The sequence below is a fragment of the uncultured Empedobacter sp. genome, from assembly GCF_937930195.1.
GTDB classification, from domain to species: domain Bacteria; phylum Bacteroidota; class Bacteroidia; order Flavobacteriales; family Weeksellaceae; genus Empedobacter; species Empedobacter stercoris.
On sequence record NZ_CALGVK010000159.1, the window covers coordinates 1 to 8,657 of the forward strand.

Consider the following 8,657-nt stretch of genomic DNA (forward strand, 5'->3'; position numbering starts at 1 on the left):
AATCTAAAATCATACGTTATAACTACCTTTTTTGGTACAATAAAAAATAATTTTAAAAAAAACATACTAAAACATTATTAATCACTATATTTAAAGAGTAAAGGTTGGTATATGAAAAAAATAGTTTATTTCGCGATAGGAAGCTTGATTATAATGCAATCTTGTGAGCAAAAAAAAGAAGCTCCAAAAGAATTAGCTGTTAATACAACAACTACGTACGAGAGTGCCTTAGATGTTCCTGTGAGTAAAGTTGGTGTGGTAATTAATATTGATACTGTTGGATTTTTTAATCATAATTCTCAAGAATTAAACCATAATATCGATTCAAAATCAATCCAAAATCAACTGATACAATTAAATTCGAAAGTTGACATCATTAAAATAATTCGTGAAAAAGCAATCAAAATTTTAGACGATCATCAATATGATTATCAAATAATTGATAAATTTGACAATAAAAACGTACCAAACGAATTAATTACACAAGAAAATGTTCATTTAGTTAAATTTGATAACTTGAAAAATTTAATATCTCAAGATGATTTAGTCGTTATCAATGTAAAATCTGGTTTGGATTTTGATCCCGAAAACAAACTAAAATATATTGCTAAAACCTATGTTTATATCAATATTTTAGACTTAAAAAACAATTCGTTAAAATATAGCGAAACAATTGGAGGAACAAAATACATTGAGGAGACAATCAAGCAAGGATCAATAGATTATTTAGAGAAAATGATGAAAGAATCGTTAAACGAGACCTTAAATATAATTGATAATAAATATTAAATACATTGAACTATGCGCCAATTATGTTGGCAATTATTGGAAGTCCTGAACCTTTAAAAAGTTTCAGGATTTTTATTTTTAATCATATTCTAATACTAGTTTTTATTCATGGTATATTTTTTGTTAATTTTATGCCAAAATTGAGCAATGCCTATCCATCGATATTATAGTTATTTCGTTCTTATCTCTTCATTTTCTTTTGGTCAACAACTAATTGACCCTCAACTAAAACTACCTGTTGAAAAAGCAATTGAATCAAGTTACAATTTAAAAAATAAACAACTCGAAGTTGATAAAAACAACTCTAAATATGATGAAATAAAAGGTAAACAAAAACCAAGTTTGTCTGCAATTGCTTTGGGAAGTTATTTAAATTCGAACGGAACAATTGATATTCCTACAAAATCTATTGATCTTATTTCGACCGAATTATTTGCAGGAAATCAAAGATTTAATACCTCAACTGGATTATTTACAATTGGTATAAATGCATCTCAAGTCATTTTTTCAGGATTGCAAATACCAAATGCTTTAAACGCTATTCAAGAAAAAAGCGTAGCTTTAGATTACTTAAAAGATGCAGAAAAAGAAGTTATAACAAAGGACATTTTGCAAACTTATGATCAATTGATGTTGATACAAAAAGTAGAAGAATTGATTTCGAATTCTGCAAAGCGTTTAGACAAAGAACATCTAAAAGTTCAGAAAGCTATTCAAAACGGTTTGGCAATACCATATGATCGTGAAAAGATAAAATTAGCAATGCTTGAGTTAGAGGCTCGACAAGTTGAAGTAAATGGAAGCCGACAATTACTTTACAAGAAATTAGAAACATTAACACATTTATCGATAGAAGATTTACAACAAATAGAGTATGAACTTACTCCTATTCATATAATTTCGGCTGAGTATACATTAGAAAATAAAAAGGAGTTGAAAGCGCTTGAACATTCAATAAAGGCTTACGAATTTTTGTACAAGAAAGAAAAAGGTTCTCATCTTCCACAAGTTTTCGCTTTCGCAAATACCAATTACACTTCTATTTTTGGAAGTCGTTTCAAGTTAAAAGATGTCGGTTTATTAGGCGATGTCAATCTAAAAATGAATCAATTTACATTATTCCCAAATATTTTGATTGGAATTGGTGCAAAATGGGAATTATTAGATGGTGGTCAACATAAAAATAGATTAGCGCAAGCTAAAACAGATATCTTAATTAATGAAAATAAATTGAAAGATTCGCAAGAAAAACTACATCTCTTATTAAGTAAAAATAAGATTGATTACGAAACTTCTTCCGAAAAATTAAAAGTAAACCATCAACAAAATACCATTGCAACAAATAATTTAGAAATTGCTTCAAGACGATTTCAAGAAGGATTAATTGATGTAACAGAACGTTTGGCAGCAGAAAATGATTTTTATAAAGCAAATCTTGGTTACTATTCTCAAATTATAGATCAACGATCTAAAACCTATGAATTACTACAAACTTCTGGTGAATTATTTAATCAAATCTCAAATTAAAATCATGAAAAATACCCTATACTATATTTTTGCATTAAGCGGACTAATACTTTTTTCGAATTGCAGATCTACTGATAAAGAAAATAAATCAACCGAAGAAACTGTTTTTCAAGGAAAAATTGAACGTGATCAAATTACAGTTGTCACAAAAATACCAGGTAAAATAGATCAAATATTGGTTCACGAAGGCGATGAAGTAAAAAAAGGACAAACACTTTTTGTTTTACAATTACCAGAAGTTGATGCCAAAAAAAGTCAAGCCGAAGGTGCTGTAAATTCAGCTGAAGCGCAATATGAAATGGCAAAAAAAGGTGCGACAGATAATCAATTGAAACAATTACGTGCAAAAGTTGCTGGCTTGAAAGAGCAATTAGATTATGCTGAAAAATCGAATCATCGACTAAAAAATATGCTTCGTGATAGTCTTGTACCGCAACAAAGTTACGATGAAGTTTATGCAAAATATCAAGGTGCAAAAAATCAATATTTAGCCGCAAAAGCCGAATTAGCTGATGCCGAAAATGGAGCTCGTGTTGAGCAACAACAAATGGCTTTGGGACAAAAAGAACGTGCATTAGGTGCTTTGCAAGAGATTGATGTTGCAGAAGCAGAAAGATACATCAAAGCGCCACAAAATATGACAATCGAAACAATTAATCTAAAAATAGGAGAATTAGCATTGGCTGGTTATGCTATAGCGAACGGAATTCTGGAAGAAACTACATTTTTTAGATTTACCATTCCTGAAAATAAAATTAGTCAACTTCAGAAAAATCAAATTGTCAAATTAAAGATTCCTTATAAAAATAATTTAGAACTCAAAGGTAAAATTGTTTCGATAAAAGCGCTGAATTCCTATGCAAACATCTCGACTGCTTATCCAGATATTGATCAGCAACAATCCCTATATGAAGTAAAAGTAGTTCCTGTTGATAACAAACAAGCTGCTCAACTCTTGACAAAAGCAACTGTTATTTTGGATCTTAACACTAAATAAATTCTAATGAAAACAATTTTTCATTTAATTATACGAGAGTTCAAACTTTTCTTCAAGAATCCTGTTTTACCCATTTTATTCTTGGGTGCGCCTATCATGTATGGTGTTTTGATTGGAAATGTCTATAAAAAAGGAAATGTAACCGATTTGCCAATTATTGTCGTTGATGAAGATCGCACAACAACAAGTCAAAAAATTATTCAAATGTTAGATGAAAATGAATCGGTTCACGTAGCCGAAATTTTAGCATCTACATTCGACTCTAAAAATAAAGCATTAGCAATCGGAGCAGAAATAGTCGTTGTGATTCCTCGCAATTTTCAATCCGATGTACAACAAAAGAAATTGCCCGAAATTACATATTTCGTAAATGGATCAAATACTTTAACATCCAACACAGCTGCTATTGCTGTAACTACAGTATTATCTACTATGAAAGCTGGAATTTCAATTGAAACAGCTCGAAAACAAGGCGTACCAGAATATATAGCGACTCAAAGTTACGAACCATTCAAATCAACTATGATTCGACAAAATATACGCAGTGGAAACTACTTATATTTTATGCTTCCTGGTGTATTACTAACTGTATTGCAACAAGTTTTATTATTAGGATTAGCGCTTTCTTTTGCATCAGAATTTGAAAATAAAACATTCAACACCTTAATTTCAAAATCATCCAATCCATTTACACTATTATTTACCAAAACATTTCCATATCTAATCATGTCGATTTTCATTTTCATACTATACTATTGCTTTGGAATGTTTTATGACATGAAATTAGAAACAGAATTTTGGCCTTTCTTCTCTTCTACTCTTGCCTTTATTTTAGCTGTTTGTTTTATGGGATTTTTAGTCAGCATCTTACTTCCAAGCCAACTAAAAGCTACAGAAGTCTTGATGGTCGTGGCTACTCCAAGTTTCATTTTAAGTGGATTTACTTGGCCATTGAGTCACATGCCAAAATGGATACAAACAATTGCAGATGCCATTCCATTAACGCATTATCTCAAAATATTTCGTATTCTTTTTATCGAAAAAGGAGATCCAAGGTTAATTCAACCACATTTAAATAATCTAATTATTATAGGAAGTATTTGCTTTGTCTTATCTTTGGCTCTCTTAATCGTTAAAATAAGAAAAGCTAAACAGTCGATCAAGCAAATCGAAACAGAAAAGATTTAGTTTCTTTTTTAACTCACAAAACAGATAATAAACCATGAATTTTCTTACAGTTGAAAATCTAACCAAATCATACGGAATCCGAACACTATTTGAAGATGTTAATTTTCATGTCAACGAAGGAGACCAAATCGCATTCGTAGCCAAAAATGGAAGTGGAAAATCTACTTTACTTAAAATTTTAGCTGGATTAGAAACAGCCGATTCTGGTGAAGTTCGCCCAAACAAAGGGGTCAAAATTTTAATGTTAGACCAAAGTGATGATTTCGACGAAAATTTAAAAGGTGAAGAATATATTTTTAATCATTCGAATGAAGTATTAGATGTTGTTCGTCAATATGAAAACATGATTGAGAATGACCCAACAAATCCAGAATTAGTTGATTTAATGGGAAAAATGGATGTCTTAGATGCGTGGAAAGTCGAACCGACAATCAAAGAAATTTTATCAAAATTGAAGATTGATTTCTTGGGTCAAAAAATTGGAAAGCTTTCTGGTGGTCAACGTAAACGTATTTCTTTAGCAAAGTTTTTGATTGATTTGAGTTTCGAAACAGGATATGTTCTTCTAATTTTAGATGAGCCTACCAACCACTTGGATATCGAAATGGTCGAATGGTTAGAATATTTCTTAAACAAAGAAAACAAAACCTTGATTCTTGTTACACACGACCGTTATTTCTTAGATGCTATATGTACCAAAATTTTAGAAATGGAGGACAAAACATTGTATGTACATTCAGGAAATTACGAAACCTATATTACAAACAAAGCATTGCGTATCGAAAATCAGAACGCAACAATTGATAAAGCAAAAAATCTTTACCGCAAAGAAATTGAATGGATGCGTCGTCAGCCACAAGCGCGAACAACAAAATCTAAATCTCGTATTGATGCTTTTTATGATACAGAAAAAGTTGCCAAACATAAAATTGTCGATCAAAAAGTAAAATTAGAGATGGTCATGACGCGCTTAGGTCAAAAAATCATCGAGATGGAACATGTTTCGAAAGCATTTGGTCAAAAGAAAATTTTAGATGATTTCTCGTATATTTTTGCACGTGGTGGAAAAATCGGCTTAGTCGGTAAAAATGGTGTAGGTAAAACTACTTTCTTGAAAATGCTTGAAGGAATTGAACCTGCTGATAGTGGCGTTATTGAACGTGGTGACACATTAAATATTGGACATTTTAAACAAGACGGAATCGACTTTAAACAAGATGAGCGTGTTATAGAATTTGTAAAAGATATTGCAGATTTCTTTCCTCTTGCAAATGGAAAGGAAATGCGTGCTGAACAATTCTTAGAAATGTTTTTATTTACGCCAGAACAACAACATACTCATATTTCTAAATTAAGTGGAGGAGAGAAAAAACGCCTTCAATTACTGGCTATTCTGTACAAAAATCCAAACTTCTTGATTTTGGATGAGCCTACAAATGATTTGGATTTACCGACATTAACTGTTTTAGAAAGTTTCTTAGAAGATTACCAAGGTTGTTTATTAGTCGTTTCCCATGACCGTTATTTTATGGATAAAGTGGTTGATGAATTAATGATTTTTGAAGGAGAAGGAAAGGTTTCTCGTTATATGGGAACATACACTGAATACCATATCGAGAATAAAAATAAACCTGAAATTGACGATAATAAAAGTGAAAAAGTAATCGCAACTCAAGATAAAATTGAATCTAAAGAAAAGATCAAAGAAACAAAACCTCGAAAGTTATCGTTCAAAGAACAACGAGAATTAGAAGAAATTAATAAATCTTTACCAATTCTTGAGGTTAAAAAGGAAGAATTAACAAATTTACTTTCAGATCCTAATTTAAGCTACGATAAAATTGCTACAATTGGAGATGAACTACAAAAAATTGTGGACGAAATTGAAGAAAAAGAATTTCGTTGGTTAGAATTAAGCGAATAAAAAAAGGAACTTTAAGTTCCTTTTTTTATTTTTCATATTTTATTTACTTTGTTTTTTTATAAAATCATTAATGGTAACATTTAAACGTTTGTTACGAATATCTTTTTCAAAACGAATTGGTTCAGCAGCTCTTTCAGCACAATCTTTCATTCCACAGTTCTCACACGTTACCGCCACTTCTTTTACTGGAATAGAAGGATCGTTCATAAATTTAATTTTACGTTGAGCCGATTTATATAAAACACCTATCGTTACACTTCGTAAATAACTTGGATTAAATGGATCTTTTGTCGCTGAAGAAATTACATAATATTTTTGATTATTATTGAATGGATACAACGAAATCTGAGCAGAAATTGTATGCTGATCTTCTGGATTATTTTCTAATTCTTTCAACACATTCAACGAAACCCAACGTCGACAATAATGTTCATCTGTTTCATTTGCTTGAGGCGATTGTTGTTGATTAAGATGTAATTCTTTGGTTAATTTAAATGAATTAGAACCTGCTTTAGTTGATAATCTCAAAAAGAATAAATCGCGAATATTGAAATGCTTCGGTAATAAATTAGTCATTCGTTGATATACAGTTTCTGGTGATTCGGTATATTTTCCTAAAATTTCTTGAAATTTAGACAAATCATGGTGCTCCACAGCAAATAGATCTTTCATATCCGCCAACAGTTTATCTTCAGGTAACAATAACGCTCCCGCAAAATAAGAAGCATAAAAATTATTCAACAATTGATCAAAATTGTCAAAACTAGCCCAAGAAAAAGTATACAAACGCTCCTTTAAATCTAAATAATTATACCCTAATTCTTTTGCTAAAATAAATCGTTTCTGATCGTTATCCGAAATCGAATTGATATACAATAATTTTTTATCCTTGATATAAATCGAACGGAGTTTAGCTAAATCTTTTCCTTCAAGATGGTCAAAATCTTCATAAACAATTGTATAATTAAACTCTTCTTTTAGAATTTCTTCCATGGTATCATTCGATACAAAACCATCATAATCAACTAAATATTCTTGTAAAAAACTTTTTGCAGCTTTTTCTATATCTGGAAAATAATTGTCGTTTGCTTCCTGAAAAGAACGCAAAGAAGCTAAGAAAAAACTTTCTCGTGTCAAATTATAATTATTCCCTATTTCGATCAAGGTTGATATAAATGCATTCACCTTCATAGGTGCATTCGAAATGATCTCAATTAAGTCTCTTTCTTCTATACCAAACAACTCTAATGGTATTTCTTGTAACAAATTAGATTGTAAAATTTCAGCAACTGGCGCCAAATTTTTATCTAATTTTAATGAAACTATCTCATCGTAAGGTATTTCCAAAGCCTCTGCAAGCAATACTATTTTATCAGTTTTTGGATATTTTTTACCTTTTTCGATCTCATTTAAATAAGATTTCGAAAGCCCTGTTAACTTAGATAACTTAAACAATGACAAATCTTTAGCAGTTCTAACTTGCTTTAATTTTAATCCAAAAATTAATTTAATGTATTCTTCTTGCATAATTTTTTCAAAAATATTTGGTAAATGTAAACGAATTTTTATAATTTAGCGAACGTTCGCTGGAAGTAAAATTCCGCTCGAATGACCAAAACCAAAATTACAACAAAAACACAAAAAAATGGATACTATTACAAGTGAATTAAAATTATCGCACAAAGTGCTGGATAGTTATCCCGACATTTTGACAAATGAAGCTGTTACATTTTTGACAGCTTTACACAAAAAATTTAACGATAGACGATTAGAACTATTGGCTGAAAGAAGCGAAAGACAAATCTTTTTTGATTTAGGAAATTTCCCATCTTTTCTTTCAGAAACAAAGGATATCAGAAATAGCGATTGGACAGCCGCTCCTATTCCTAAAGATTTACAAGATCGTCGCGTTGAAATAACTGGTCCGGTTGACCGTAAAATGGTAATTAACGCCTTAAATTCTGATGCTAAAACCTTTATGGCTGATTTTGAAGATAGTAATTCTCCTACATGGGATAATAACCTTCAAGGACAACAAAATTTAAAAGATGCAATAAATGGTACAATTTCTTTCGAATCGAAAGGAAAAATGTATCAGTTAAATAATAAAACGGCAGTTTTAATGGTTCGTCCAAGAGGACTGCACCTTAATGAGAAACATGTTGTAATCAACAAGCAAGAAATATCAGGCTCACTATTTGACTTTGGTTTATATTTTTTCCATAATGCACA

6 protein-coding genes and 1 pseudogene are annotated in these 8,657 nt (G+C 30.6%); 6 read left to right on the forward strand and 1 reads right to left on the reverse strand.

The genetic code is table 11. The features are described from left to right. Positions 1–111 precede the first annotated feature (111 nt). The 5 genes from Q0616_RS09005 to Q0616_RS09025 all read left to right on the forward strand — a co-directional run bounded on the left by Q0616_RS09005 (position 112) and on the right by Q0616_RS09025 (position 6,425). A complete protein-coding gene (locus Q0616_RS09005) occupies positions 112–789 on the forward strand; it encodes a hypothetical protein (protein ID WP_298776598.1) in 678 nt (225 codons plus the stop codon). A 147-nt stretch (positions 790–936) separates the two neighbouring features. Continuing rightward, a complete protein-coding gene (locus tag Q0616_RS09010; protein WP_298776601.1) occupies positions 937–2,316 on the forward strand; it encodes a TolC family protein in 1,380 nt (459 codons plus the stop codon). Between the two features lie 4 nt (positions 2,317–2,320). Next, positions 2,321–3,313: a biotin/lipoyl-binding protein gene (locus Q0616_RS09015; RefSeq protein WP_298776604.1), complete on the forward strand. Its 993-nt coding sequence runs from the start codon at positions 2,321–2,323 to the stop codon at positions 3,311–3,313. Positions 3,314–3,319: 6 nt separating this feature from the next. Then, the gene (locus Q0616_RS09020; protein ID WP_225541469.1) at positions 3,320–4,501 is read left to right on the forward strand and encodes an ABC transporter permease; all 1,182 of its coding nucleotides are present in this window, start codon (positions 3,320–3,322) and stop codon (positions 4,499–4,501) included. A gap of 34 nt (positions 4,502–4,535) precedes the next feature. Then, positions 4,536–6,425, forward strand: a complete 1,890-nt coding sequence (locus Q0616_RS09025; RefSeq protein ID WP_298776607.1) for an ABC-F family ATP-binding cassette domain-containing protein — start codon at positions 4,536–4,538, stop codon at positions 6,423–6,425. A gap of 39 nt (positions 6,426–6,464) precedes the next feature. Here the strand turns inward: Q0616_RS09025 and Q0616_RS09030 are convergent, their stop codons facing one another. After that, on the reverse strand, positions 6,465–7,952 hold the full coding sequence (locus Q0616_RS09030) for an XRE family transcriptional regulator (protein ID WP_286483991.1): 1,488 nt from the start codon (positions 7,950–7,952) through the stop codon (positions 6,465–6,467). Positions 7,953–8,070: 118 nt separating this feature from the next. On the opposite strand from Q0616_RS09030, the pseudogene Q0616_RS09035 reads away from it, so the two are divergent. Further along, positions 8,071–8,657 (forward strand): annotated as a pseudogene (locus Q0616_RS09035) (malate synthase A); the annotation flags it as partial.